This window comes from Streptomyces sp. SDT5-1 (genome assembly GCF_052245995.1).
Classification (GTDB): Bacteria; Actinomycetota; Actinomycetes; order Streptomycetales; family Streptomycetaceae; genus Streptomyces.
This window is the reverse complement of sequence record NZ_CM125963.1, coordinates 680,091-706,064: the sequence shown is the minus strand read 5'-3', so window position 1 is coordinate 706,064 and position 25,974 is coordinate 680,091. Positions and strand designations below refer to the sequence as shown.

Genomic DNA, 25,974 nt, shown 5'->3' with positions numbered 1-25,974 from the left:
GCAGGCGCGGGGGCGGTCGGTGGACGGTAGCCGCTCCGCGCGGGCGGCCACGCACGGCGCCGCGCCCGCGGGACGCTGCGCGCGCATCACGTAAGGGGCAAGCGCGGCTCATGATGGCGGGAACAGCCGCGCCAGCTCGACCGCCAGGCCCTCCAGTTGGTCCCGGTCCGGGCGGCCGGTCGCGGCCGAGAGCTGAAGCAGGGACACCGAGTCCCGGACCGTCAGCAGTTCGGCGTCCGTGAGGCCGGGGACGAAACGGCGCACCGCTTCCACCGCCACCGGGTCGGACAGGAGCACGGCCAGTGGTGTGCGCAGGCCTAGGCGGCTGTCGGGGAACTCGTCGGCTCGTGGCGCGGGGGACAGGGACGCTTCCTGCTGCGGCCCTTCGTGGTGTGTGGCCACCTGGAGGTGGGCCGTCGTGACGTCCTCCGGAGTCCGCGGCAGACCCAGGCGTTCGTACTGGTCCGCCGGGGCATCGGAGTCCCTGAGCCGTGCCACCAGCGCTCGGATCATGCGCAGTTCCACGTCGTCGTTCCGGACGGGTCGCTCCTGACGAGGGTCGTCCGCCAGGTCGTACAAGAGGGCCCCGAAGCGGTACGGGTCGAAACCGGGGCCGGTCCTGGCCGGTGTCCGCAGCGTGCGGACACCCTTGGTGAAGGTGAACGGGTCGGCGAGTTCGGCGTCGACCAGTTCGTGCGGGGCAAAGCGACCGCGTCCGTGGGTGGGCATCAGGGTGTGTTCGTACAGCGGTGTGTTCGTCGCGTCGTGGCAGGTGCGCATGTAGACCCAGCGGCCGTCCGTGATGTTCACATGACCGCCGAACATGCCGAAGAGCGCGGTCTCGCGCAGCGGCACCTCGGTCCCGGACGCGTCCGTCGCCTCGCTCAAGGGGCGGCCCTGCATGTCCGGAGTGCGGTCGACACCGAAGAACTCCAGGAGCGTCGGCGCGAGATCGATGGTCTGGACGAGGCCGGCGTGGCGGCTGCCCGCGCGCTCCGGTTCGCGCGGGTCGTGGACGAACAGCGGGATGTGGGCCAGCTCGTTGAACCACGGCTGGACGAGCTTGCCCCACCAGCCCTTCTCGCCGAGCAGCAGGCCGTGATCGGTGCAGACGATCAGCAGGGTGTCCGCCCACATGTCGTAGGCGTCCATGGCGTCCAGGACCCGGCCCAGGGAGTGGTCGCACATCGACAGCAGGGCCGCGTACTCCATGCGGGCGTGCCCCGTTTGCTCGCCGGTCTCGGTGACCTTGCCGTAGTCGGGCCAGTCGAAGTGCGGGCCGTCGTAGTCGTGCGGATAGAGGTCCTTGTACTGCTTGTGCGAGAAGAACGGCTCGTGGGGATCGAACGTCTCGATCTGCACGAACCAGTTGTCCTCGGCCCGGTTCACCCGCAGGAACTCGAGCCCGGCGTCGAAGGTGAGTGTCTGCGGGTGCTTGTCCTCGGTGTCCATGTGCGCCCGGTTCACCCAGTCCTGCCGCCACAGGTCGTGGCGCTTGCCCCGTAGGTCGTCCGGGACGACCGGGTCGGCCACCTGCCCCTTCCAGGCATCGCCTTCCTGGCCGCGGAAGAACTCCCACGTGTTGTAGCGGCCGTGATACGTGGAGCCGCCGTCCTCCCAGTAGTGCTGGTGGTCACTGGCGAGATGGGTGTACACACCGTGCTGCTTCAGGAGTTCGGGCATGGAGTCGTCGAACGGCTCCAGCGGGCCCCAGCTGCGGTGCAGGAAGTTGTGGCGGCCGGTGTGCAGCTCACGGCGCGCGGGCATGCACGGCATCGATCCGACGTAGCAGTTGTCGTACGTGGTGGAACGCGCCGCCAGGCGGGTGAAGTTGGGGGCGTGCGTCCACTCCGCGCCGTACGGCGGCAGCATGCGCCGGTTCAGGCTGTCGAACATGACCATGATGGCCTTCACGGGCGTGCCCCCTCCTCAGCGGACTCGATAGCGGACTCGATCGCCGCGGGGCGCAGCTGAGCCGCGCGGATGCGCGCGATGTCGAACTTCTGCGACCGGTCGAAACCGAAGATGCCGTTCTGCTCCTGAAAGACGTCGGTCAGCTGCGTGTAGCAGTAGCCGAACATGTCCGGGTGGTCCAGCAGCACCCCGACCAGTCCCTCGAAGCGGGCGTGGAACTCCTCCACGGTCCGCACGCGGTCGCCGTAGCCCCACGAACCGGACCTGGTGTCCGACTGCGGCCGGTCGGCCTCGGCCGGATTCCACCAAATGCCCCCGAACTCGCTGACGAAGAAGGGCTGTCCGCGATATCCGATGGACCAGCACTCGCCCGTCGCGTCCGAGCGATTCACGTACGGGGCCCCGTCGGACAGCGCCTTGTGGTTGGCGGCGAAGAGCCTCGGGTCCTGCTCGTAGTCGTGGCTGTCGAACACGTCGGACTCGGCGATCCGGTGCGCGTAACCCGAGGTGTCGAGCACAGGCCGTGAGGTGTCGTGGGCCTTGGTGGCCAGGAACATCGCACGCATCACGTCGTCGAGGGCCGTGATCCGGTCGCCGTACTCCTGCCAGGTCTCGTTCATCGGGCACCAGCCGATGATCGACGGATGGGAGTGGTCCCGCTCCAGCACCTCGAGCCATTCCTGTACGTACGAGGCGTCCGGCTGCTGGTTGGTGGACCGGCCCTCCTCGGTGTTGCAGCCCCAGTCGCCGAACTCGCCCCACACCAGATAGCCGAGACGGTCGGCGTGATAGAGATAGCGTTCCTCGAAGACCTTCTGGTGCAGGCGCGCGCCGTTGAAGCCCGCGGCCAGGCCGAGCTCGATGTCGCGGACCAGGTGGGCGTCGCTCGGCGCCGTCATCAGGCCGTCGGGGTAGTACCCCTGGTCGAGGACGAGGCGCTGGAACACGACCTCGCCGTTGAGTCGGACCTGCTTGCCGGTGACGGACACGCCGCGCAGCCCGGCGTACGAGTCGACCTCGTCGACCACCGCCCCCTCGGAGTCCCTGAGTTCGAAGCACAGGTCGTACAGGTGCGGATCCTGCGGCGACCACAGCCGGATGCGCTCCGGGGGCAGTACCAGGCTGAGTCGTGGTGCCAGATCGAGGTCGGCGCGGACTGCTGCGCGGACCACCTCGCCGTCGGCGTCGCGGACGCTGACGTGCAGGGTTCCGCCGGGCAGGCCGGCCGACAGGGGCACCTCCACGTCGAGCGACCCGGCCGCCACGTTCGGTGTGACGCGCGGTCGTCGGAGGGCCGTGCGCGGCACCGGCTCCATCCACACCGTCTGCCATATCCCGGTGGTGCGGGCGTACTTGGCAGCGATCGGCGTGTACGCCACCGACTGCTTGCCCCGGGCCTGCGGCGCCTCCGGTTCGTCGCGGGCCCGCACCACCACGGGCACCGGCGTCCCCGGCGGTGCCGTGTCGGTGATGTCGAACGTGAAACCGGAGAAGCCGCCCCGGTGCCGGCCGACCTCGACGCCGTCGACCCACACCGTCGCGTCGTGGTCGACCGCGCCGAAGTGCAACAGCACCCGGTCGCCTGCCCAGTCCCGGGGCACGGTGACCGTGCGGCGGTACCACACCGCGCGCATGAAGTCGTGCTCACCGATGCCCGACAGCTCGGACTCGGGGGCGAACGGCACGACGATCTCGTCGGTCAGGGAACGCTCGATCAGGCCGCGTTCCCGGCCCGTGTCGGAGCGGTCGATCTCGAACTCCCACCGGCCGTTGAGGTTCAGCCAGCGGTCGCGGCGGAACTGGGGCCGCGGGTACTCGGGCCGGGGCGGCTGCGACAGGGCCTGCGACATCGGGGACAACCTTGACAACCTTCCGTAGGGGAGACGTGCCGTGGCGCGGCGTGCTCAGGCCACCGGGTCACGGAAGCGCAGGGTGACCAGTTCGAACGGGCGCAGTTCCAGGAGGACTTCGGTGTCCGTCGTCGTTCCGCGGACGGCCTCGCTCTCGACGGTGCGCTCCAGCAGATCGGTGGTGACGGCCTCGGACCAGGAGAAGCCGGTCCGCACGCTCGCGCGGGAGCGGTTGCCGTGCGCCTCGTAGAGCCGCACGACGAGGTCGCCCGAGCGGTCCTCGGCCAGCTTGACGCTCTCCACGACGACGGCGGGATCGCTGACCTCGATCAGCGGTCGCGTCGCTGCTCCGGACGGCGCCGCGCGCAGCGGCAGGTGCAGGGTGTACCCGTCCGCGACCGCGCCGGGGATCCCGGCCGGGCGGAGGCTGACGGTGAATGTGTGCCGCCCCTGGTCCGCGTTCGGATCCGGGTAGCGCGGAGCGCGCAGCAAGGACAGGCGCGCCGTGGTCATCGGGCGGCCGTCGGGTGCCTGGCCTCCGCGGATGTCGTGGCCGTACACGACGTCATTGGCGATGGCGACGCCGTATCCGGGCTCGCCGACATGGATCCATCGGTGTGCGACGGTCTCGAAGCGGGCGGCGTCCCACGAGGTGTTCTGGTGGATCGGCCGGTGCAGATGACCGAACTGGATCTCCGACGTGGCACGGTCGGCGCGCACGTCCAGCGGGAACGCGAGCTTGAGGAGCTTCTGCGACTCGTGCCAGTCGATGTCGAATCCGTACTCGACCCGGCCCTCCACCAACCGGATGGACACGGTGATGGCCGTGTCCCCGCGCTCATGGCGCACCACCACCGATTCGCCGACGATGTCGACCGACACCGGCTCGACGAGATCCTGACCGCTCCGCTTGTCCTCGTCGTTGATGTCCCACGCGTCCCACTCGCGCGGGGTGTCGCGGAACAGCTGGAGGACACCGCCCGCGACGCCGTGCGGCAGCAGCTCCCGGTCCGCCGCCAGGTCGAGGACCGAGACGAGCGTGCCGCGCCGGTCGACCTCGACGTGCAGCGACCCGTCGTCGAGCACGATCCGGTCGCCGTCCCGGCACGGTGTGGCGGGTACCGGCGCCGTCACGGGACCGACGCCCATGGCGGGCACCCCGTGGCGCGCATACGGACCCGCGTTGGCCACGACCGGGGTGTCGTCCGTCCCGCCCCCGAGCGCGTCCAGGGAACTCGTGATCAGACCCTCCAGCTCGGCCGTCACCCGCCCGTAGTCCCGCTCGGCGTCCTGATGCACCCAGGAGATCGACGTTCCCGGCAGGATGTCGTGGAACTGCAGCAGCAGCACCGTCTCCCAGACCCGCCGCAGCTCGTCGTACGGGTACGGGGTTCCGCTGCGCACGGCCGCGGTCGCCGCCCACAGCTCGGCCTCCCGCAGCAGGGCCTCGCTGTGCCGGTTGCCGCGCTTTCCCTGCTGCTGCGATATGAGCGTGCCGCGATGCAGCTCCAGATACATCTCGCCCACCCACACCGGAGGGGACTCCAGCTCCGCCTCGGCCGCCCGGAAGAAGCTGTCGGGGTCGGCCATCCGCACCCGCGGCGACCCGTCCAGGTCGCGCTTGCGCTCGGCCGCCGCCAGCATCTCGCGGGTGGGGCCGCCACCACCGTCGCCCCAGCCGTAGAGCCCGAGCACATTGCGCGCCGCGCCCTTCTGCCGGAACGTCCGCTCGGTGCGCGCCAAGTCCTGCGCCCCGAGATCGGAGTTGTACGTCTCCGCCGGCGGGAAGTGCGTGAATACCCGGGAACCGTCGATGCCCTCCCACTGGAAGCTGGAGTGCGGCATCGGGTTCGTCTCGTTCCACGACGGTTTCTGCGTGAGGAAGTAGCGTGCGCCCGCGGACCGGGCGATCTGCGGCATCGCCGCCGTGTAGCCGAACGAGTCGGGCAGCCACACCTCCTCGCTGTCCACCCCGAACTCCTCGATGAAGAATCGCTTGCCGAGCACGAACTGGCGGGCCAGTGCCTCGCCGCCCGGCATGTTCGTGTCGGACTCGACCCACATGCCACCGACCGGGCGGATGACACCGTCACCCACCGCCTTGCGGACCCGCTCGAACAGGCGTGGCTGGGTCTCCTTCAGCCATGCGTACTGCTGCGCCGACGACGCGGCGAACACGAAATCCGGGTGGCGCTCGCTCAGGTCCAGGACGTTGGCGAAGGTCCGAGCCACCTTCCGCACCGTCTCGCGCGTCGGCCACAGCCAGGCGCAGTCGATGTGGGCGTGCCCCACCGCCGACACGATCAGCGAGCTGTCGGCTGCGCGACCGGCCAGCACGGGCGCCAGGACTTCCCGCCCGCGGGCGGCCGTGCCCGCCACGTCCTCGGGATCCATGACGTCGACCATCCGCTCCAGGGCGTGCACGATCTCGGCGCGCCGCGAGCCCTGCGCCGGGAGCACGTCGACCAGCCCGTCGAGGGTGACCACGTCCTGCAACAGCTCCCACACCGTGCGGTCGCGGCGGACCACCGAAAGGCCGGTGAGGCGGTAGAGGGGCTCATTGCCCGCGGTCGCCTTGTCGCCCATGGCCGTGGGCTCGTACTCGTACGGCACCTGGACGATGGGGTTCGCGGCCGCCTCGATCAGAAGGCGGAACGGACCCGGCTCGGTCAGGGGCACCCAGGAGTTGTAAGGCTCGATGGCCTTGACGATCTCTCCGTCCGGCCGATACACCATCGCCTCGGCCTGGAAGCCCGGTTGGTCTCCGGTGAACCCCAGGTCGACGACGAGTTCGGCGCTTGCGTCGGCGGCCCAGTCGGCCGGCACGTCACCGGAGACCTCGAACCATGTGGTGTCCCACGGCCGGCCCCACCGCCCGCCGAGCTCGAACGGCTGGTAGTGCTGCGTGACGGCCAGGGCGAACGGCACCGGCTCGCCGCCGACCGTCCACGCGGCGATGCGCGTCGGACGGCTCTCGCGACAGACGGCGGGCCGGATGCGGAACTTGGTGAACCGCCGCACCCGGAGCATCGCCAGGGCGGTCGTGTCGAGCTGCACCCGGCCGTTCGGGTTGTCGTCAACCAAGAGAAGAACTCCTCGAGTTGCTGCGTGAAGGTCGGTGTGAAGGTGGGCCCGTCACCCCTTGAGCGCGCCGCCGAGGCTGGACCGCATCAGGTGGCGGCGCAGGAAGATGTAGAGGACGGCCGGCGGCGCCATGTAGACCAGGGCGCTCGCGGCGAGCACGCCCCAGTCGACCTGGTTGAAGGCCGTGAACGAGCGGAACAGGCCGATGGACAGCGGGTACAGGTCCGGGGTCTGCAGCAGCACCAGTGGCGTGAGGAAGTCGCCCCACACCGCCATGAACGTCAGCATGGCCGCCGCTCCGAGCCCGGGACCCACCAGCGGCAGCACGACCCGCCGGATCGCCCCGAACCGGGTGTTCCCGTCGAGCCAGGCCGCCTCCTCCAGCTCGTACGGCACGGCGTCGATGGTTCCTTTGAGCAGCCACAGGGTGATGGGCAGCGCCGCGGACGCCTCGACCAGGATCAGGCCGAGATAGCTGTCGTCGAGGTGCATCTTCACCATGAGCAGGTACAGGGCCACGATCGTCGCGGGCGGCGGGATCACGCGGATCAGCAGGATCGCGAACATGAACGTCGTACGCCCACGGAACCGGTAACGGGAGAGCGCGTAGGCGCCGAACACCCCGCAGGCCAGGTTCAGGGCGGTGGCGGAGAACGACACGATGACGCTGTTCAGCAGGAGTCGCGGGGTACCGCCGTCGGTGAAGAACCGCACGAAGTTGTCCAGCGTGAGCGACGGAAGGCTCACCGTGGGCCCGCCGTCCGCGTCCACCGCCGTGAGCACGACCCACGCGAACGGCACGACGCAGAACAGGGCGAGCAGCACCATCAGGGCGTACTGCACGGCGCGTTGGACGAGCCTCCACCTCGGCGGGCGGCGCGGCGGACCGAGGGGCGGGGCCGGCACACGGGGCCCGGGTGCCGGCGCCTTGGTGACAGGAGTCGTGGTCGCCATCAGACCTCCACCTTCGCGAGGCGGGCGTACGTCAGGCCCAGGATCATCAGGAGGACGAGCAGGATCACCGAGGCGGCGCTGCCGAGGCCGATCTGCGAGTACTGGAAGGCGCGCTGGAAGATGTAGATCGAGGCCAGCTGCGTGCCCTGTCCAGGGCCGCCCTGTGTCAGGAAGTAGACGAGTCCGAACACCCCGACGGTGGTGATGGTCGTCAGGAGGAGATACAGGAAGACCGGCCCGCGGATCAGCGGCAGGGTGACGTGGCGGAACACCTGGAGCGCGCTCGCTCCATCCACGCGAGAGGCCTCGATGAGTTCGTCGGGGACGTCCTCAAGGGCTGCCTGAAACATGATCATGGCGAACGCGATGCCTCGCCACACATTGATGATGATCACCGAAAGCATCGGTGAGTCCTGGAGCGGAGCCGCGGCGCCGGACCCGAAGAGCCCCAGCAGCCGGTTCAGGGTGCCGTCGCCGTTCGAGGAGAGCACGCTCGCCCAGGTCAGCGAGGCGACCACCTCGGGCACCACCATCGGAAGCAGCACCAGCGCCCCGAAGACGCCCTTGCCGCGCAGCCACTTGGCACGCAGCAGCAGCGCCGCCAGCATGCCGAGCAGCGTCTGGCCGATGATCGCCGACCAGAGCACGAACTCGCCGGTGCGGCCGAGGGAGGCGAGGAAGTCCTTGGAACCGAGGAGGTTCTTGAAATTCTCCAGGCCGACGAACTGCGGGTCGCGGGCTCCCCAGCCGGTCAACTGGGTGTCGGTGAGGCCGAGGTAGATGCCGTAACCGGCCGGAGCGATCACGAACACGGCGATGAGCAGGACCGAAGGGCCGAGCAGCAGCGACACCGCTCCGCGCTCCCGCCACCGCCTGCCCGGCGGGCCCGCGAGGGCAGGCGGAGCGGACAGCGTGCGGGCGCCGCTCACTTCGCCACCCGGCGGTCGCCGAGAAGCTCCTTGGCCTGGGCCGCGAAGTCGGCGGCTGCCCCGCGGCCGTCGGTGTCGCCGGACAGCAGCTTCCCCGTGGTCTCCTGGGCGGCCTGCGACACCTGGTCCTCGCCGTCGCCCAGAGGCGGCTGGACACTGGTCCTCAGCTTGCGTTCCGCCTCCAGCAGTGAAGGCTCGTCCTTGTACGGGGCGGTGGCCGTGAGGCCCTTGCGCGGGGAGACCGCGCCGACCGCGGAGAGCTGCGTCGCGAGGGCCTTCCCGGAGCTCAGCCACTTCGCCAGCTCCACGGCAGCGTCGGGGGCCTTGGACTTGGCATTGACGCTGTAGACGTAGCCGCCGCCGCTGACCGAGTACGGCTTGGTGCCCGGAACAAGGGCGGGATAGTCCCAGGTGCCGACCTTCTCCCGCACGTCCTTGACGGGTGCCGCGCCGTCGGGGCCCCAGTCGTACTTCCAGCCCCAACTGCCCTGTGCCGAGACCGGAAGCGTGCCCTTGGGGAACTTCTTGTACTTCGTCGGTTCCCACGGGTTCGGGTTCTGCAGGTCGCGTACGGGAAGGAGGTCGTCCTTGACGAGCCGGGCGTAGAGGTCGAAGACGGCGGTCAGGCCCTTGCTCTCGAGTTGCCACGTGCCTGACTTGGCGTCGAAGAAGGTGCTGCCCGTGCCGGCCATGAGGGGCAGCAGCCCTTCCGTCCACGTGCCTGCGCCCCACGCGGTGCCCGCGGGCAGGACGATGGGGGCCTCGCCGGTCTTGGCCTTGACCTTCTTCAGCCTGCTGATCAGCTCGTCCCAGGTGCGTGGTTGCGAGGTGGGAACGCCGAGCCGCTTCAGCACGTCCTTGCGGTAGAAGAGACTCTGCACGCTCGCCTCGTGGGGGAGCGAGTAGTAGCTGCCGTCGGGCTGTCGCGCGCCGTCCTTCACGGACGGGTAGTACTGGTCCCAGCCGTCCCACTTCTCGACGTACTCGTCCAGGTTGAGCAGGTAGCCGGCGCCCGCCATGCCCGTCACGTTGCTGCCGCCCATGTCGAGGACGTCGGGCGCGGTGCCGGAGTGCAGCTGCTGCGTGATCTTCGTGTGGAACTGGTCGTCGGTCAGGGTGTCGGCGACGAGCTCCACCTTGACCTTTCGGCCCTGCTTGGCCATCGCCTTCTCGAACTGCGGTATGAGGCCTTTGACCACCTTGGCCCTGGCTTCCTGGTACTCGAGCAGCTTGATGGTCACCGGGCCGTCCTCACCCGACCCGGAGCTCGACGAACAGGCCGTGAGTCCCGCTGTGAGCAGCGCTCCGGCCGCGGCGGCTGCAAGGACACGGTTGCGCCTCATCGCGTCACCTCTCCTGACTCTGTTCCGTCCGATGCTTTTGTCAAATGAATCGGATAAAGTTCGGCGATCGTAGGGACGCCGTTCGAAGGCCGTCAAGGGTTTACGCACAGACCACAGGCTGCTGTAACACTTGTGCGGGCAGGGCGGGTTGAGGGTCGACTTGCCCCGGGAACGTCAATCGCTTTGAAAAATGGGGAGATCGGATGCGGCGAGGGAGCAACCAGCTCCGGCTGGCGGACTACAACCAGGCAGTCGTGCTGGAGTTGGTCCGCCGGTCGCCCGGAGTCAGCCGCGCGGATCTGCAGCGGGAGTCGGGGCTGAGCTCGCAGACCATCTCCAACATCACGCGCAGACTGGTCGACGACCAGCTGATATGCGAGAGCGCGCCCGGGGCGGGAGCCCGCGGACGCCCGAGCATCCCACTCGTCCCCGAGCCCGATGGCGCCTACTCGGTCGGCGTGCACATCGACCCGGCCCGGCTGACCGTAGTGCTCCTCGACCTCGCGGGCGAGGTCCGGTTGGCGCGGCAGGAGCGCACCCCGCAGGCCACGAACCCGTCCGAGGTGACCGCGTTCATCGCCGATGTCGTCGACGGGCTGGTCGCCGAGGCCGCCCCCGACCGGTCCCGCGTGCTCGGTCTCGGCATCGCGGCGCCGGGCCCGCTCGACGTCGAGGCGGGGCTGCTCCTCGACCCGCCCCAACTGCCCAACTGGCGCAACGTGCAACTCCGTGCGGACCTGCACGAGGCGACGGGCCTCCCCGTCCTCCTCGACAAGGACGTCACCGCAGCGGCCACGGCGGAGCTGCGGCGCTCCCCGGAGGCGTCGAACACGTTCGTCTTCCTCTACCTCGGCTCCGGTGTCGGGGCGTCGGTCGTCCTCGACAATCAGGTCGTCCGCGGTGTCACCAACAACATGGGCGAGGTCGGTGACCTGCTCGTGGACCCCGATGCCGAGCAACTGGAGTGGAACGGGCGCCGCGGTGGCCTGGCCGCCGCCTGCGTCCCGGAAGCCCTGGTGCTCCAAGCGGCCCGCGTGGGTCTCATGCCGCTGCCGGACATGAACGACTACGTGGCCGTCGACGACGCCTGCTCCGCGCTGTGCGACCTCGCAGCCTCGGGGAACGCCGTCGCGGCCCGCATCTTGCACCGCGCGGCAAGCAGGGTCGCGGTGGGACTCGGTGTGCTGGTCAACCTGCTCGACGTGCCCAGGGTGGTGCTCGGTGGGCCCCTGTGGGACCGGCTGAGTCCGGCCTTCCTCCCCGTCGTCCCCGAACTCGTGACACGTGAACTCGTGGCAGCGCGCGGAGGCGTCCGCGTCGAGGGCTCCGCGGTGGGGGACCGGGTGGCCGCGCAAGGAGCGGCTGAGCTGGTGATGGACCACTTCCTGGCGCCGCGGGCCTCGGCGCTGATGGTGGACTGAGGGCCGCTTCGAGGGGCTGCGCCCCGACTGCCCGCGGCCTCCTCCCGAACCTCTCGACCGCGCCCGACCCTTGCCCGATCCCCACCCCGTGTGCGACCTTGAAGTCATCCACACCATGGAAACGTTTCCATCATTTCAATCGCTTCCATGGCTCCATGGCTTCCACAAGGAGGTGGGCGCGGCCGATGGCCACGATCAAGGATGTCGCGGCGCGGGCCGGGGTCGCGCTCGGGACCGCGTCGCGCGTGCTCAGCGGGAGCAGTCAGACGTCGGCCGACTCCCGGCGGCGGGTGCTCGCGGCCGCCGCCGAGTTGGGGTACGTGGCGAACGGGCCCGCCCGTGCGCTGCGGCGTGCCCGCACCGATGTGTTGGGGCTGCTCGTCTCGGACATCCGCAACCCGTTCTTCTCCGAACTGGCCCACGCCGCCGAGCAGGAGGCTCGCCTGCACGGCTACACCGTGCTGCTGGCCAACGCCAACGAGGACGCCGACCAGGCCGACGCCTACCTTCAGACCTTCGCCTCCCAGCGCATCGACGGGCTGCTGTTCGCGCCGCAGAGCACGGTGACACCCCAGCTCGCCGCCACCGTCGCCTCCGGGCTTCCGCTTGTCTTTCTCAACCGGACGATCGACGGTGTCGACGCTCCCATGTACGGGACGGACAACGCCCAGGGTGTCGGGCAGGTGCTCGACTGGCTGGAGCGGCGCGGGCACCGGGACGTCGCGTTCATCGGAGGACCGGACACGATCTCCACCGGTGCCGAGCGGCGGGCCGCCTATCTCGCCGGGCGTGCGTCCCACGGGATCAGTACCGACGAGCGGCTGTTGGACGCCGGTGACTTTCTCGCCGAAGGCGCAGGGAAGGCCATGGGGCGTGTACTCGACCGGCGTGTGCCCTTCACCGCCGTGTTCGGCGCGAACGGGCTCACCACCCTCGGCGCCGTGCGCGCGCTGCGCGAACGGCTTGGTGTCGAGGGGGCGTCTCGTATCGAGGTGGTGTCCGTCGACGACCTCGACTGGTTCGAGTTCGCCTCACCGCCCATCAGCGCCGTCCGTCAGGACGCCGCCGAGATCGGGCGGCTCGGTGTGCGCGGCGTCGTCGACCTCATCGCCGGACGGGAGGCCACCGGGCAGCGCGTACCCACCACCTTCGTCGACCGCGCGCCCAGGACACACCAGTGAACGTCGCACGACGTATGAGAGGAACAGCACGATGAGGGTCGCCCTCGGCGCGGACCACGCCGGTTTCGCACTCAAGGACACCGTCCGGCAGGCCATCGAGAACCTCGGGCACGAGGTGGTCGACTGCGGCACCCACAGCGCGGAACCCGTCGACTTCCCCGACATCACCCGGGACACCTGCCAGCCCGTGCTCGACGGCACCGCCGATCGCGCCGTGCTGGTGTGCGGCACCGGGCAGGGCGCCGTGATGGCCGCCAACAAGCTGCCCGGCATCCGCTGCGGCCTCGCCCACGAGCCGTACTCCGCCCACCAGTCCGTCGAGCACGACGACGCCAACGCCATCGCCATGGGCGCCTGGCTCGTCCCGCACGCGCTCGTGCCCGACATCGTCCGCGAGTTCCTCGACGCCACCTTCGACGACGACGCGGACACCCGCCGCCGCGTGGCCAAGCTCAACGCCCTCGACGAGATGGCACCGGCACCCACGACCGCCTGACACACCTTCACGTACCGCCTGCTCGTCCCCGCGCCCGCGCCCACCTTCCGCGCCGGGCGTCCCCTCGGCGTACCCGCACGTGCCCCGAACCCGCAGGAGATCCCCATGTCCACCGCCCGCACACCCGCCGGACCACCGAGCGTCCTCGGCTCCAAGGATCGCGTGAAGACCGCGATCGCCGCCGCCTTCGGAACCAGCGTCGAGAACTACGACTTCATCGCCTACGGCACCGCCTCCGCGCTCTACTTCGGCGCGGTCTTCTTTCCCGAGAGCGACCGGTTCGTGGGGACGTTGCTGTCCTTCGCCACGCTCGCCGTCGGTTTCGTGATGCGTCCGCTGGGCGGCGCCGTCGGCGGCTACTTCGCCGACCGGTTCGGCCGCAAGCCGGTGCTCGTCGCCGCGATGGTCGTGATGGGCGCGGCCACCTTCCTGATCGGCGCGCTGCCCACGTACGAGCAGGTGGGCGTGGTCGCCCCGGTGCTCCTGGTCGTCATCCGCATGATCCAGGGCCTCGCCTTCGGCGCCGAGTGGGGCGGCGCGATCACCATGGCGTACGAGCACGCGCCATGGCATCGGAGAGGCATGTTCGCCGCGATACCGCAGTCGGGCAATCCTCTCGGGATCGCCCTCGCCAGTGGTGTGTTCGCGTGGAGCGACACCCTGGGCGGCAGCTGGCAGTGGCGCACGCCGTTCCTGGTGAGTGCCGTGCTGGTGGTGGCGGCGCTGATCGTGCGTTCGCGGTTGTCGGAGTCGCCGGAGTTCCAGGAGGCCAAGGCCGGCGGCAGGACGGAACGGAATCCGTTCCTGGCCACGCTGGCGGGGGACTGGCGCGGCATTCTGCGGGTGATCGCGCTGCGGATCGTGGAGTCGTTCGCGTACTACTCCACCGCGACGTACCTGCTCAGTTACGTCACCGAACACCATCCGGAGCTGCGGTCCGTGGCCCTCACGGCCATCACCGTCGCCAGTGTCCTGGCCATTGGTGTCACGTTCCTCGCGGGCTCACTCACCGACCGCATCGGGCGTCGGCCCCTCTACATCGTGGGGTGCACGGCGGCGATCCTCTTCGCGTTCCCCATGTACCTGTTGACCAATTCCGCCCAACCCGCCCTGGTCGTCGCGGTGTTCGTCATCGGGATCGGCCTCATCCACGCCTCGCTGACCGGCACGCAGGGCTCGCTGCTCACCGAGCAGTTCCGCACCGCGACCCGTACGTCGGGTGCCTCGCTCGGCTACCAGGTGGCGGCGGCCCTCGGCGGCTTCGCGCCGCTTCTCGCGGCCGCGTTGGTGGGTGCCTTCGGGTGGCCGGGGGCGGCGCTGCTGTACCTCGGAGCGGCGGTGGTCGGACTCGTCGGCATCCTCGTCACGAAGGAGACGTGGGGGAGGGCCGAGCGGGAGCGGGTGCGCGGACTGGTGGCCGATGAGCTGCGGGCGGTGCCGGCCGCCACCAAGTCCGCGGCGACCTGACACCTGCTGTTACTGCGGGGGCTCCAATTGGGCGAGCCACGAGGTCAGGAGGTGTTCGAGGGCCGCCGCCTCGGACGGGGGCAGCGCCGCGAGCAGCCGGTGTTCGTTGCGGATGTGGTCCGTGAACGCCCGGTCGAAGAGGGTGCGGCCCGCCTCGGTGAGCGCGACGACCCGGCCGCGCCCGTCGCCCGTGGCGCGGCGCCGGGCGACCAGACCGGCGCGTTCCAGACGGTCGATGCGCTTCGTGATGGCACCGGTGGTGACCATGGTGTGCGCGGCCAGTTCGCCGGGAGCGCGCTCGAAGGGCGCGCCCGCGCGGCGCAGCGCCGCCAGCACGTCGAACTCGCCCTCGCTCAGGTCGTACCGGCCGTAGACCGCGCACAGCTCCTGCGTCAGCAGCGTCGCGATCCGGTGCAGCCGGCCGATGACACCCTGCGGCGACACATCGAGGTCGGGTCGCTCCTGCCGCCAGGCGGCCTGGATGCGGGCGACGTGATCGAGTCCGGAAGCGGGTTCCTCCGCACTGGACGAGGTAGTTTCCATGGAAGCTATATTACCTTCCATGGAAACTACCTACCGCTGGGGAGCCGTCGCGGCGCTCGCCCCGGTGGCCTGGGGCGCCAACTACTTCGTCACCCACGAGTACCTCCCGGCCGACAGCCCCTGGTGGGGCGCGGCCCTCCGCGCCCTGCCCGCCGGGCTGCTGCTTCTGGCCCTCGCCCGAAAACTCCCGCGGGGCGCCTGGTGGTGGCGGGCCGCCGTGCTCGGGCTGCTCAACACCAGCGCGTTCTTCCTGCTCGTCTACGTCGCCGCCCAGCTGCTGAGCACCGCGACAGCCTCGACGCTGATGGCCCTGTCCCCGGCCGCCCTCATGCTCAGCGCGTGGGCACTGCTGGCCGAACGGCCTCGGGCGGCGCCGCTGATCGGTGCCGCGATCGGCTTGGGCGGTGTGGTGCTCATGCTGGCCGGGCAAGTGGGCGCGCCCAGCATGTCCGGTCTGCTCGCCTCGGCGGGCGCGCTCACCTCGTCCTCGATCGGCTACGCGCTGTCCAAACGCTGGAGCAACGAGGCCGGAGTCCTTGCCTCCACGTCCTGGCAACTCACCTTCGGGGGAGTGCTGTTGCTGATCGCCGCCGTGGTCTTCGAAGGCGGGCCACCGTCGCTCACCGCACCCGGCGCGGCGGCGCTCGCGTACACGGCCGTGATCGCCACAGCCCTCGCTTTCGTCGCCTGGTTCGCGGGCCTGCGCCGCCTGCCTGCCGCCACGGTCGGCCTGATCGGCCTGCTCAACCCGGTGACCGGGGTGGCCCTTGGTGTCACGCTCGGAGGCGAGCCCCTGACCATACGTCAAGCGGCAGGTATGGCACTGGTGTTGCTCGGCATCCTGCTCGGCCGGCCTTCGCGCTCGACCTCGGGGCAGCGCGCCGGTCGGCGTCCTGAAGTCGGCCGCGCCGCCTGTACGTCTACGACTCGGTGAGCGCGACCAGCGCCGCCACGAACGGTGCGGGGTCGACGTCTTCCCGTACCGCGAGCTGCTGGCTGTACCCCTGGCACAGCGCCACGAACGCCTCCGCGATCCGGTACGCGTCGGCGGGGGAGCGGTCGGGCAGCAGCGCGACCACCGCCGCCCGCAGCTCCCCGAGCTGTCGGTCGACCAGGGCGGCGAGGCTCGGCGAGACGGCGGCCTCCGCGTAGATCTGGGCGACCAGCCGGGCGTGGCCCTCCTCGCGCGCCAGGGTGCGGATGTGTTGGAGGAAGTCCCGCACCGCCTCGGCGGACAGCTCCGCCGGGAACGCCTGCCCCGACTGTTCGCAGATCGCGGTGACGATCTCGTCCTTGCTCTTGAAGTACCGGTAGATCGCCCCGGTCGAAAGGCCGGAGGCCCGGACGATGTCGGGCATCGACGTACGGGCGAAACCGACCTCGGCGAAGCGGGCGCGGGCGGCGTCGACGATCTGCTGGCGGCGGGCGTCGAGGTGGGCCTGGCTGACCTTCGGCATAAGAGAATGACCATTCGTTTTACGTGTTAGTGTCGTCGACCGTACCGCAGAACCCGAGGAGGCTTCCATGCGCTACCAGACCTTCGGACGACACAGCGGGCTCCGGGTTTCGGAGTACGTCCTGGGCACGGCCAACTTCGGATCGGCGCCCACGGCGGCCGGCCTGGCGGGGGCCAAGGAGATCTTCCGGTCGTTCGTGGCGGCGGGCGGGACCACCTTCGACGTCTCGAACATCTACCAGGACGGCGAGGCCGAGACCGTACTCGGCGAGCTCCTCGGCCGCGAGCGCGACGACTACGTGGTGATCACCAAGTACAGCGGAACCCGCGCCGCGCAGGTCCGCCCCGGCACCACGGGCAACAGCCGCAAGACGATGATCCGCTCCCTGGAGGAGAGCCTGCGGCGCCTCGGGACGGACTACGTCGATGTCTTCATGCCGCACTTCCCGGACGGTGTCACGCCGCTCCCGGAGCTCCTCGCCGCGTTCGACGACCTGATCAGGGCGGGCAAGATCCGCTACGCCGGACTCTCGAACTTCCCGGCCTGGCGGGTGGCGGGCGCCGCCGTCCGCTCGGAGCTGAGCGGCCGCAACCCGTTGATCGGCATCCAGACCGAGTACAGCCTCGCCGAACGCTCCGCGGAACGCGAGCTGCTCCCGATGGCCGAGGCGCACGGCCTCGGCGTCGTCCTCTACTCCCCGCTGGCCGGCGGCCTGTTGACCGGCAAGTACCGCCGCGGCGAACAGGGCCGCCTCAGCGCACGGCCCGACGCCGAGGGCGACGAACGGCGCACCGCCGTGCTCGACGCGGTCCTCGCCGTGGCCGAGGAGACGGGCACGGGCCCGGTCCAGGTCGCCCTCGCCTGGCTGCGCGAACGCGCGGCCCGCGCCGGGACCTCGATGACACCCATCGTGGGCCCCCGCACCCCCGCACACCTCGCCACCTACCTCGACGCCCTCACCGTCGAACTCGCCCCGCACCACCACGAGAAGCTCGACGCGGCGAGCGCGATCCGCCTCGGCGCCCCGTACGAGGACGTGTCCGCGGCGCTGGCCCACGGCATCGACGGCGACAGGACTCTCCTGGACGGACCGTTCGTGCCCGTGGTGTGAGCCCGACGGGCGCGCCCACGTCCTACGCCGTCCCCCGCACCACCAGCCGGTGAGGCACCGTCAGATCCTGTGCGGGCACCGCGTTGTCGGGGCTGTATATGCGGTCGGCCAGGCACTGCAGGGACCGTAGCGCGATCTGGTGCTTGTCCGGGGCGATGGTCGTCAGCGGCGGATGGCTGTAGCGGCCGTCCTCGATGTCGTCGAAGCCGACGATCGCGATGTCCTCCGGCACCCGCAGGCCCCGCTCGTGCGCGATGTGCAGGGCGCCCAGGGCGAGTTCGTCGCTGAACGCGAACACCGCGTCCGGCCGCTCGGGGCCGTCGAGGAGTTCGGTCATGGCGCGGGCGCCGTCCGCCCGGTGCAGCGCGGTGACCGTACGCTGCAGGGCTTGGGTGGGAAGCGGGTGGCCTGCCCGTTCGAGGGCCCGGTGGTAGCCCTGCGTGCGCTGCTGCGCCGTACCGTTCTGGAGGTGCGGCTGAAGGCCGATCGCGGCGATGCGGCGCCTGCCGATGCGGACAAGGTGACTCGTGGCCTCGTCCGCCGCCGCCACGTTGTCGACCGCGACCCGGTCAAGGGCGCCGCGCGGGCTGCGCTCACCGAGCAGGACGAGCGGGACGGCGGGGGAGGCGGTGGCGGCGAGTTCGGTCAGCTCGGCCGGGTCGAGCGCCCAGGGGCTGATGATGAGGCCGTCGACCACGCGACCGCCGCCGCGGGTGAGCAACCGCCGCTCCGCGTCGGCGTCACCGCGCGTCTGGTCGATCACCACGGTCCACGAGCGGCGCTGGGCCTCCTCCACGAGCAGGCCCGCGAGTTCGCCGAAGTAGGGGGAGTGCAGCTCGGGGATGGCCAGGCCGATGATGCCGGTGCGTCCCGCCCGCAGGCTGCGCGCGGCCAGATTGGGCCGGTAGCCCAGCTCGTCGATGGCCTCCTGCACCCGCCGCCGGGTCTCGGCGGCGACCGCGCCGGATCCGCTGACGACGTTCGACACCGTGCGCACGGAGACCCCGGCCCGTGCGGCCACATCCTTCAGTCGGCTGCTCACCGGCTCATCCTTTCATGCGGCCCACGCGCTCCCGGCGGGCGCTGCGGTGGTTCCGACCGCCCTCTCGAAATTCCTTGCCAAAAGGGTATTGCAACGTTGCATGCAGCGATGCAAACCTGTGCGCGGAAGTTCTGCTTGCAAGGAGGCAAGGATGGCTGTGCACACTTCGACCGGTGTCGTGTCCGCCGGCGGCGCATTCCCGGGTGTCGTACCCGCGGAGCTCGATGTCGACGTGACTGCGGACGTCGAGAACCTGTACACCGACGGCATCACTGCGCGGAAGGGCGCCTTCAGCGTCGAGTGGGTGGACCGGCTGCGCGAGGACATCGAGACGGCCTTCGAGGAGGCGCGCGCCCGGCCCGGCGGCGCCGTGGGCCGCGGCCCGAACCGCTACTACGTCGAGATCCACCCCGAGCAGCTGCGCGGCTTCGTCGACCTGGTCGACCACCCCTGGGTGCGCTCCGTGGCCACCGCCGTGCTCGGCCCTGACTACCGCATCGTCGAGCTCGGCTTCGACGTTCCTCTCGAAGGCGCTGTCAACCAGCCGTGGCACCGCGACTTCCCGATCCCGGACGAGACCCGCGCCGAACGCCGCCTGACCTCCCTCGCCTTCAACATCACCGGCGTCGACACCAAGGAGGACATGGGCCCGTTCGAGATCGCCCCCGGAACCCAGTGGGACGACGAACCCGACTTCGAGCACGGCATGTTCCCGCCCCGCGAGCGCTACTCCCGCTACGAGGAGCGCGCCGTGCGCAAGTACCCGCAGCGCGGCGACATCTCGGCCCGCACCGCGCTCACCATCCACCGCGGCACCAAGAACGAGTCGGCGACGTCCCGGCCCGTGCTGATCCTCGGCATCGACGGCCCGGAAGCCACGAACGGCGACCGCCACGACACCGCCGTCACCCGCGCCTACTGGGAGACGCTGCCCGAGCGCGTGCGCCGCCACCTCGACTGCCCGGTCGTCGACGAGCTGACGCCGGTCACCCAGAAGCACACCATCGAGGGTCTGGTCATGGGCGATGCCTGAGCCGACCACGGTGGCCGCGAGAGCGCCGGGCGCAGACGGCGGAACGGGCCGCACCCCCGGCCTCGTCTACGCCGTCGCCGCCGTCTCCGCGCTGGGCGGCCTGCTCTTCGGGTACGACACCGGCATCATCTCCGGCGCCCTGCTGCACCTGCGGGACGACCTCGACCTGACCTCCCGCGAACAGGAGATCGTGGTCAGTGTCATCCTCCTCGGGGCGATGGTCGGCGCCGTCGTCTCCGGCAGGGCGGCCGTCCGGCACGGCCGCCGCAGGGTGGTCGCCGCCGTCGCGGTGATCTTCGCCGTGGGCGCGGTCGCGGCCGCCCTCGCGCCCGGCGTTGCGACACTGATCGCCGCCCGCTTCGTCCTCGGCCTCGCGGTCGGCGGGGCGTCCAACATGGTGCCGGTCTACATCGCCGAACTCTCCCCGCCCGCCATCCGCGGCCGACTCATGGTCGTCTTCCAACTCATGGTCGCCATCGGCCAGCTGATCGCCTACGTGTGCGGCTGGGCGCTGAACGACAGCGGCGGCTGGCGCGTCATGTTCGGACTCGCCGTACTCCCGGCCGCGGCCCTGGCGATCGGCATGGTGTTCCTGCCCGAGAGCCCGCGCTGGCTGATCGAGAACGGCAGGACCACGGCGGCGCTGCGCACCCTCGCGCGGCTGCGCCCACCGGGCACGGACGTCGAGGCCGAGGCGGCGGAGATCACGGCCGTCACGCAGGCCGCCCCGGCGGGCGGCGGCAGTTGGCGCAGCCTCGGGCAGCGCTGGCTGCGCCCGGCCCTCCTCATCGCCGTCGGCATCGCCGCGTTCTCGCAGCTGACCGGCATCAACGCGATCGTCTACTACGCCCCCACCATCCTGTCCGACGCAGGGTTCGGTGACTCGGTGGCCCTCCTCACCGGCATCGGCATCGGCACCATGCTCGTCGTGGCGGGCGTGGTGGGTGCCATCGCCGTCGACAAGACGGGCCGGCGCCGCACCATGCTGTGGTTCCTGCCCGGCTCCGCCGTGGCGATGGCCGTCCTCGCGCTGGCCTTCGGCGTCCTCGGTGACTCCGCCACCCAGCGCTGGACGGTGATCATCGCGCTGTTCGCGTACATCCTGTTCAACGGCGTCGGCATGCAGGCCGTCGTGTGGCTCATCGGCCCGGAGATCCTGCCGCTGAGCGTCCGCGGCCAGGCCACCAGCCTGGCGACGGTCTGCCTGTGGGGCTTCGACCTGCTCATCGCGATGACGGCACTGACGGCGATCAACACCGTCGGCCGCTCGGGCACGTTCCTCTTCTACGCCCTGATGAACGTGGCCTGCATCGCCTTCGTCGTCCTGAAGGTCCCCGAGACCAAGGGACGTTCACTGGAACGCATCGAGCAGGCGCTGCACAGCCCCCTGTCGTTCCGCAAGGCACTGGACGAGCCGTGAGCCGCGGCGGCGCCAGGTGGTCTGTGCCCATTCCGTGAGAGCGGGATAACGGTTCGGGCAGGCGCGCGCCCGCGCGGGGTGCAGTGTCGTTTCCCCGGTATGAGCGACACCGTGCGCGCCGAGGAACAGGCCGAGCTGACCGATCCGTACTGGCTCGATTCACCCGTGCTGGGGCACAGGCGGGCCGTCTGTGACTGCCGTGGCTCCCGGCCGCCGCGGGACTGGGCGATGGCGCTGCGGTTGGTTCTCGTCGGAGTGGCGAGCGGGCTGATCGTCGTCGGGCTCGCGGTTTCCCTGATGGAGTAGCGGGCCGCGCGCCGCTGTCACGTCGCGCTGCGCTCGCCCGCCTCGCGGTACTCGCGTGAGACGGCCCGCGCGTACGTGTCCGCGGGGCTTCCCTGGCGGAGGAGTTCGCGCCACTGTTCGGCGCTCCAGTCGCCGGGAGTGGTGGTGGCGATGAACTCCTCCAGGAGCCGGAGGAACCGTGCCGGATCGGTGTGGTGCGGGAAGTGCCCGGCGCCCGGAAAGATTTCGAGCCGGCTGCCGGGCATCGCCTCGTACGCGGTGTAGGCGTGCGCCACGGGCAGCACGCTGTCGCGATCGCCCCACACGAGGAGGGTGGGGATGCCCCGGGCCAGATAGCAGCGGTCCAGCATGGTGACCACCTGGCCGCGCCAGTCCACGACGGCCCGCAGCGTCCGCGTGAAGGCGTCGCGGGAGTTCTGGTCGGGCAGGGCGTCGACGACATGGACGAGGTCGGGCGCGTCCACTCCGAGACCGGTGTCGAGGAGCTGGAGGGCGCGGACCGCCGCGATGATCGGCAGGCGGGCCCCGGCGGTCTTCAGCAGGCCGAGCGCGAGTCCCGCGCCGGGCAGGGTCGCGGCCCGCAGGACGGGTGTCACCTGGCGACCGACCCCGCCGGTGGAGATCAGGACGAGCCGGTCGACGCGCTCGGGGAACTGGTACGCGAACTGCATCGCGACCCCGCCCCCGAAGGAGTGCCCGACCAGGGTGACGCGGTCGATGCCGAGCACACCGAGCAGGTCGCGCAGGCCGTTCGCGTACGCGGCGACCGAGTAGTCGGCGCGCGGCTTCGCCGAGTGGCCGTGCCCGAGCAGGTCGGGGGCGACGACGGTGTGCCGCCGCGCGAGGGCGTCGATGCAGTCCTCCCAGTGCGCGCAGGAAGCTCCGACGCCGTGGATCAGGAGGACGGCCGGGCCCTCGCCGGCGATCCGGTAGGCGCGGCGGTAGCCGTGGACGGTCGTGAAGGCGAGCGCGCTGTCGGTCTCCGGTGCGCGGCCGGCGGGCTCGCGGATCGGAATGACGTGCGCCATGGCTCTTCTCCCCGTGCCCCGTGCCGGTCTTGTACGGGAGCGTACGGAGCGCGGCGCGGCGGCGGGTTTCGCGCCGGTTGCGGATGGATTCCGTTTCCCGGGCGGGCCGGAGTCACACGCCGCCCCACACCTCCTCGGCCGTCTCCACGATGAGGCGCAGCTTGGCCAGCTGGTCCTCCGCGGTGAGCTTGTTGCCCTCGACGGTGGAGGAGAAGCCGCACTGCGGGGACAGGCACAGCTGGTCGATGTCGATGTAGCGCGAGGCCTCCTCGATGCGCCGCTTGAGGGCGTCCTTGTCCTCCAGCTGCGGCCGCTTGGTGGTGACGAGGCCGAGGACGACCTGCTTGCCCTTGGGGACGTAGCGCAGCGGGGCGAAGCCGCCGGAGCGCTCGTCGTCGTACTCCAGGAAGAAACCGTCGACGTCGAGGCCGCCGAAGACGGCCTCGGCGATGAAGTCGTAACTGCCCGAAGCGGCCCAGGAGGAGGAGAAGTTGCCCCGGCACATGTGGGTGGTGACACGCAGATCGTCGGGGCGGCCGGCGAGCGCCCGGTTGATGTTCGCGATGTACGTCTCGTGCTGGTGCTCCGCGTCGCCGCCGATGGACGCGACGTAGGCACGCTGCTCGGGGTCGTTCAGGTACGCGAGCGAGGTGTCGTCCAACTGGAGGTAACGGCAGCCCAGTTCGTGGACGCCGCGGATCTGGGCGGCGTAGGCGTCCGTGAGGTCGGACCAGAAGGCGTCGAGGTCGGGGTAGACGGACGGGTCGATCGCGGCGCGGCCGCCGCGGTAGTGGACCATGCTCGGCGAGGGGATGGTCAGCTTCGGGGTGATGCCTTCGGCGACGGTGTCGCGCAGGAAGGTGAAGGCGTCCGCGAAGATGGTGCGCTCCAGTGTCACCTTGCCGTCGACGCGGGCGGAGGGCGGCGCGAACTCGATGTCCCCGTCCTCGTTGTGGAAGCGCACGTGCAGGGACTCGTCCTCGACGCGCCGGATGCCACCGAGCGCGTAGATGAAGTCCATGTGCCACGAGGCGCGACGGAACTCTCCGTCGGTGGCGCTGCGCAGTCCCGCCTCCCTCTGCATCGCGACGACCTCACGCACCGCCGCGTCCTCGGCGGCGGCGAGCGCGGCATCGTCGATCTTCCCCGCGGCGTGCTGCTCGCGGGCCCGCAGGAGCGTGGGCGGACGCAGCAGACTGCCGACGTGGTCGGCGCGGAACGGCGGCTGGGCGGTGGCGGCCATGGCGGGCGTCCTTTCCTCGGCTACGGCCAACACCCTCACCCGAATCATTGCGTCCCTCAAGCACTGTGACCGGGTTCGCCGGGAGCGGCCGGATGCCGAGTGGCCAGATTCTTTCACCTCGTGGCCGTCTGGCCACTGATGCCGTACCAGGGCGGGGGCGCACGCTCGAGGCATGAACATTCTCTGGATCTTCGCCCACCCGGAACAGCGGTCACTCAACGGCTCCCTGATGGCCGACGCGCTCGCGGCCCTCGACGGCCTCGGGCACGCCCACCGGGTGTCCGATCTGTACGCGATGAAGTGGAAGGCGGTCCTCGACGCCGACGACTTCGGCTGCGGCTCGCCCCGCGAGGGGCGGCTGTTCGTCGGTGCCGAGCAGGAACGCGCCTATGCGGCGGGGGAGTTGAGCCCCGACATTCGTGCCGAGATCGAGAAACTGGCCTGGGCCGACGTGGTGGTCCTGCACTTCCCCCTGTGGTGGTTCGGGCCTCCGGCGATCCTCAAGGGCTGGTTCGACCGGGTTCTGGTGCAGGGGCTGGGGTTCGGCGTGAAGGCGCCGGACGGGCACACCCGCCGCTACGGCGACGGCGGCCTGGCCGGCAAGCGGGCTCTGATCGTCACGTCGGTGGGGGCCCGGCCGTCGGGGTTCGGGCCGCGCGGGATCCACGGGCAGGTGGATCAGGTGCTGTTTCCGCTGCTGCACGGGACGTTCTGGTACACGGGGATGGCGCCGCTCGCGCCGTTCGTGACCTACGGCGCGGACCGGCACGACGCGGCGGACTACGAGCGTACGGCCGCCGCGCTGCGCGAACGGCTGCGCGCGCTGCCCGACGAGGAACCGCTGGCGTACAGGACCGAGAGGGGCGGCGAGTACGACGGGGAACTCGTCCTGCGCCCTGACCTCGCGGCGGGCGGCGAAGGACTGGGGGTCCACCTGCGGTGACACATGCACGACACGGCGTCGGCGTTCGGGGGAGCGCTCGCAGCCGTCCCGGTCGGCCCTTCGCGAGGCCGGGAAGTCGAGGGAATAGCAGCCCCCCGCCGCGGCTTGCTGGTGACCATGCGAGTTCTTCGTACCTATGCGCGCGCCTACGCCACCGACCTCGATGAACTGACGACGGCTCTCGGCACCGTCACCGGCGATCCGGTCACCACGCGCTTCGCCTTGCCGAACGGGCTGCAGCTGGCGGCTGTCGGTCGTGTGCTGGCCGTGGCCGGTGACGAGCAGACATTGCGGCCGTACACCAAGACGGCGGCGACGCTGATCGTGGACGACCTGAACGAGTGCCTGGCACGTCTGGACGAGGCAGGGGCGCGCATCGTGCGCGGCCCGCAGGACGTTCCGACGGGAAGGAACGTGACGGCGCAGATGCCCGGTGGCGTCCAGCTCGAATACGTCGAGTGGGACGAGGCGCAATGGCAGCGTGAGGGAGGCAGGCCCGCCTAGTTCTCCACGCTTGCCGAGCGGGCCCGGGACGGCTGCCCGGCGCCTCAGGCGCCGTCGACCCCCTGCACGCCGTACCGGGCGAGCATGGTCAGGACCGCTTCGTCGACCGCGTTCGCGACCGCGTCGGCGTCGGGCTCCCAGCGTGCGAGCAGCATCCGGGGCCAGAACACGTAGTTGGAGATCATCCCGAGGAACTGGGTCGCCGCCGTCTCCGCGTCGTCGAGCCGGGCCGTGCCGGCGGTGTTCTCCGCCGCCAGGTAGTGGCGGACCGATTCGAAGTACGGCATTTTGCCGAGCTTGAACTGGGTCTCGCCGAGCTCGGGGAAACGCGGCACTTCGGCGATGACGATGCGGAAGAGGGCCGCCATGCCCGGCTGGGTGAGCAGGTCCGCGTAGCGGCGGCCGATGGTCTCGAGGCCTGCGCGGAGATTCCCTGGCTCGGGGAGGGGCGCCTCCTCGTCGTCGATCTTCCAGTGTTCGGTGACGATCGCCTCGAACAGGGCCGCCTTGGTCGCGAACTGTTTGAACAGGGTCGCCCTCGACACTCCGGCCGCCTCCGCGATGCGGGCCAGTGAGGTGCCGTCGTAGCCGGAGTCGAGGAACAGCTCCGTCGCCGCCTCGATGATGGACGTCCGCTTCCGCGCTGCCACGCGCCGGTGGTACTCCGAGGGCTGTGCCGTCATGCCCCCAGTATGCCTGCCGATC

General features: G+C 70.6%; 23 protein-coding genes. 11 read left to right on the top strand and 12 right to left on the bottom strand.

Annotated elements, in window-relative coordinates:
* Window positions 1-108: 108 nt before the first annotated feature.
* From ACTWJ8_RS03300 to ACTWJ8_RS03275, 6 genes are all read right to left on the bottom strand, one after another.
* Window positions 109-1,914, bottom strand: coding sequence for a sulfatase (locus ACTWJ8_RS03300; protein WP_443262800.1), 1,806 nt, complete (start codon window positions 1,912-1,914; stop codon window positions 109-111).
* Window positions 1,911-3,764 (bottom strand): glycoside hydrolase family 2 protein, encoded by a 1,854-nt coding sequence (locus tag ACTWJ8_RS03295; protein ID WP_443262799.1) that lies wholly within the window; start codon window positions 3,762-3,764, stop codon window positions 1,911-1,913. Before ACTWJ8_RS03295 ends, ACTWJ8_RS03300 begins: the two co-directional genes overlap by 4 nt.
* A 54-nt stretch (window positions 3,765-3,818) precedes the next feature.
* Window positions 3,819-6,794 (bottom strand): alpha-mannosidase, encoded by a 2,976-nt coding sequence (locus tag ACTWJ8_RS03290; protein ID WP_443264796.1) that lies wholly within the window; start codon window positions 6,792-6,794, stop codon window positions 3,819-3,821.
* A 105-nt stretch (window positions 6,795-6,899) separates the two neighbouring features.
* Window positions 6,900-7,802 (bottom strand): carbohydrate ABC transporter permease, encoded by a 903-nt coding sequence (locus tag ACTWJ8_RS03285; RefSeq protein ID WP_443262798.1) that lies wholly within the window; start codon window positions 7,800-7,802, stop codon window positions 6,900-6,902.
* A complete protein-coding gene (locus ACTWJ8_RS03280; protein WP_356379891.1) occupies window positions 7,802-8,731 on the bottom strand; it encodes a carbohydrate ABC transporter permease in 930 nt (309 codons plus the stop codon). Before ACTWJ8_RS03280 ends, ACTWJ8_RS03285 begins: the two co-directional genes overlap by 1 nt.
* Window positions 8,728-10,074 carry an ABC transporter substrate-binding protein gene (locus tag ACTWJ8_RS03275; RefSeq protein ID WP_443262797.1) on the bottom strand — a complete coding sequence of 449 codons (1,347 nt, stop codon included), beginning with the start codon at window positions 10,072-10,074 and terminating at the stop codon, window positions 8,728-8,730. Before ACTWJ8_RS03275 ends, ACTWJ8_RS03280 begins: the two co-directional genes overlap by 4 nt.
* Window positions 10,075-10,277: 203 nt before the next feature.
* Here ACTWJ8_RS03275 and ACTWJ8_RS03270 point away from each other — a divergent pair, with 203 nt between their 5' ends.
* The 4 genes from ACTWJ8_RS03270 (at window position 10,278) to ACTWJ8_RS03255 (ending at window position 14,639) form a co-directional block, all read left to right on the top strand.
* On the top strand, window positions 10,278-11,495 hold the full coding sequence (locus ACTWJ8_RS03270; RefSeq protein ID WP_443262796.1) for an ROK family transcriptional regulator: 1,218 nt from the start codon (window positions 10,278-10,280) through the stop codon (window positions 11,493-11,495).
* Window positions 11,496-11,680: 185 nt separating this feature from the next.
* Complete coding sequence (locus ACTWJ8_RS03265; RefSeq protein ID WP_356379882.1) at window positions 11,681-12,676, top strand: LacI family DNA-binding transcriptional regulator; 996 nt, start codon at window positions 11,681-11,683, stop codon at window positions 12,674-12,676.
* Window positions 12,677-12,707: 31 nt separating this feature from the next.
* Window positions 12,708-13,172: an RpiB/LacA/LacB family sugar-phosphate isomerase gene (locus ACTWJ8_RS03260; protein WP_356379879.1), complete on the top strand. Its 465-nt coding sequence runs from the start codon at window positions 12,708-12,710 to the stop codon at window positions 13,170-13,172.
* A gap of 105 nt (window positions 13,173-13,277) precedes the next feature.
* The gene (locus tag ACTWJ8_RS03255) at window positions 13,278-14,639 is read left to right on the top strand and encodes an MFS transporter (protein WP_443262795.1); all 1,362 of its coding nucleotides are present in this window, start codon (window positions 13,278-13,280) and stop codon (window positions 14,637-14,639) included.
* A gap of 9 nt (window positions 14,640-14,648) precedes the next feature.
* On the opposite strand, the gene ACTWJ8_RS03250 is transcribed toward ACTWJ8_RS03255, so the two are convergent.
* Window positions 14,649-15,182 (bottom strand): MarR family winged helix-turn-helix transcriptional regulator, encoded by a 534-nt coding sequence (locus ACTWJ8_RS03250; protein WP_356379873.1) that lies wholly within the window; start codon window positions 15,180-15,182, stop codon window positions 14,649-14,651.
* 19 nt (window positions 15,183-15,201) lie between these two features.
* Here ACTWJ8_RS03250 and ACTWJ8_RS03245 point away from each other — a divergent pair, with 19 nt between their 5' ends.
* A complete protein-coding gene (locus tag ACTWJ8_RS03245) occupies window positions 15,202-16,116 on the top strand; it encodes a DMT family transporter (protein ID WP_443262794.1) in 915 nt (304 codons plus the stop codon).
* Here the strand turns inward: ACTWJ8_RS03245 and ACTWJ8_RS03240 are convergent.
* Window positions 16,103-16,639, bottom strand: a complete 537-nt coding sequence (locus tag ACTWJ8_RS03240) for a TetR/AcrR family transcriptional regulator (RefSeq protein WP_443262793.1) — start codon at window positions 16,637-16,639, stop codon at window positions 16,103-16,105. The genes ACTWJ8_RS03245 and ACTWJ8_RS03240 overlap by 14 nt on opposite strands.
* Before the next feature lie 67 nt (window positions 16,640-16,706).
* On the opposite strand from ACTWJ8_RS03240, the gene ACTWJ8_RS03235 reads away from it, so the two are divergent.
* Window positions 16,707-17,750: an aldo/keto reductase gene (locus tag ACTWJ8_RS03235; protein ID WP_443262792.1), complete on the top strand. Its 1,044-nt coding sequence runs from the start codon at window positions 16,707-16,709 to the stop codon at window positions 17,748-17,750.
* A 22-nt stretch (window positions 17,751-17,772) separates the two neighbouring features.
* On the opposite strand, the gene ACTWJ8_RS03230 is transcribed toward ACTWJ8_RS03235, so the two are convergent.
* Entirely contained in the window at window positions 17,773-18,792 is a 1,020-nt protein-coding gene (locus tag ACTWJ8_RS03230; protein WP_356379861.1) for a LacI family DNA-binding transcriptional regulator, read from the bottom strand.
* Between the two features lie 151 nt (window positions 18,793-18,943).
* Between ACTWJ8_RS03230 and ACTWJ8_RS03225 the strand changes: the two genes are divergently transcribed.
* From ACTWJ8_RS03225 to ACTWJ8_RS03215, 3 genes are all read left to right on the top strand, one after another.
* Entirely contained in the window at window positions 18,944-19,825 is an 882-nt protein-coding gene (locus ACTWJ8_RS03225; protein ID WP_443262791.1) for a phytanoyl-CoA dioxygenase family protein, read from the top strand.
* Window positions 19,818-21,245, top strand: coding sequence for a sugar porter family MFS transporter (locus ACTWJ8_RS03220; RefSeq protein WP_443262789.1), 1,428 nt, complete (start codon window positions 19,818-19,820; stop codon window positions 21,243-21,245). The genes ACTWJ8_RS03225 and ACTWJ8_RS03220 overlap by 8 nt, the downstream gene beginning before the upstream one ends.
* A gap of 99 nt (window positions 21,246-21,344) precedes the next feature.
* Window positions 21,345-21,551, top strand: a complete 207-nt coding sequence (locus tag ACTWJ8_RS03215) for a hypothetical protein (protein WP_356379852.1) — start codon at window positions 21,345-21,347, stop codon at window positions 21,549-21,551.
* Window positions 21,552-21,568: 17 nt separating this feature from the next.
* Here ACTWJ8_RS03215 and ACTWJ8_RS03210 read toward each other — a convergent pair whose 3' ends face one another.
* Both ACTWJ8_RS03210 and ACTWJ8_RS03205 read right to left on the bottom strand, forming a co-directional pair.
* Window positions 21,569-22,579, bottom strand: coding sequence for an alpha/beta fold hydrolase (locus ACTWJ8_RS03210; RefSeq protein WP_443262788.1), 1,011 nt, complete (start codon window positions 22,577-22,579; stop codon window positions 21,569-21,571).
* 112 nt (window positions 22,580-22,691) lie between these two features.
* Window positions 22,692-23,822, bottom strand: a complete 1,131-nt coding sequence (locus tag ACTWJ8_RS03205) for a 5-methyltetrahydropteroyltriglutamate--homocysteine S-methyltransferase (protein ID WP_443262787.1) — start codon at window positions 23,820-23,822, stop codon at window positions 22,692-22,694.
* 172 nt (window positions 23,823-23,994) lie between these two features.
* Between ACTWJ8_RS03205 and ACTWJ8_RS03200 the strand changes: the two genes are divergently transcribed.
* Together ACTWJ8_RS03200 and ACTWJ8_RS03195 are read left to right on the top strand one after the other, a co-directional pair.
* Window positions 23,995-24,765 carry an NAD(P)H-dependent oxidoreductase gene (locus ACTWJ8_RS03200; RefSeq protein ID WP_443262786.1) on the top strand — a complete coding sequence of 257 codons (771 nt, stop codon included), beginning with the start codon at window positions 23,995-23,997 and terminating at the stop codon, window positions 24,763-24,765.
* Between the two features lie 111 nt (window positions 24,766-24,876).
* A complete protein-coding gene (locus ACTWJ8_RS03195; protein WP_443264795.1) occupies window positions 24,877-25,269 on the top strand; it encodes a VOC family protein in 393 nt (130 codons plus the stop codon).
* 44 nt (window positions 25,270-25,313) lie between these two features.
* On the opposite strand, the gene ACTWJ8_RS03190 is transcribed toward ACTWJ8_RS03195, so the two are convergent.
* Window positions 25,314-25,952 carry a TetR/AcrR family transcriptional regulator gene (locus ACTWJ8_RS03190; RefSeq protein ID WP_443262785.1) on the bottom strand — a complete coding sequence of 213 codons (639 nt, stop codon included), beginning with the start codon at window positions 25,950-25,952 and terminating at the stop codon, window positions 25,314-25,316.
* Between the last annotated feature and the right edge of the window lie 22 nt (window positions 25,953-25,974).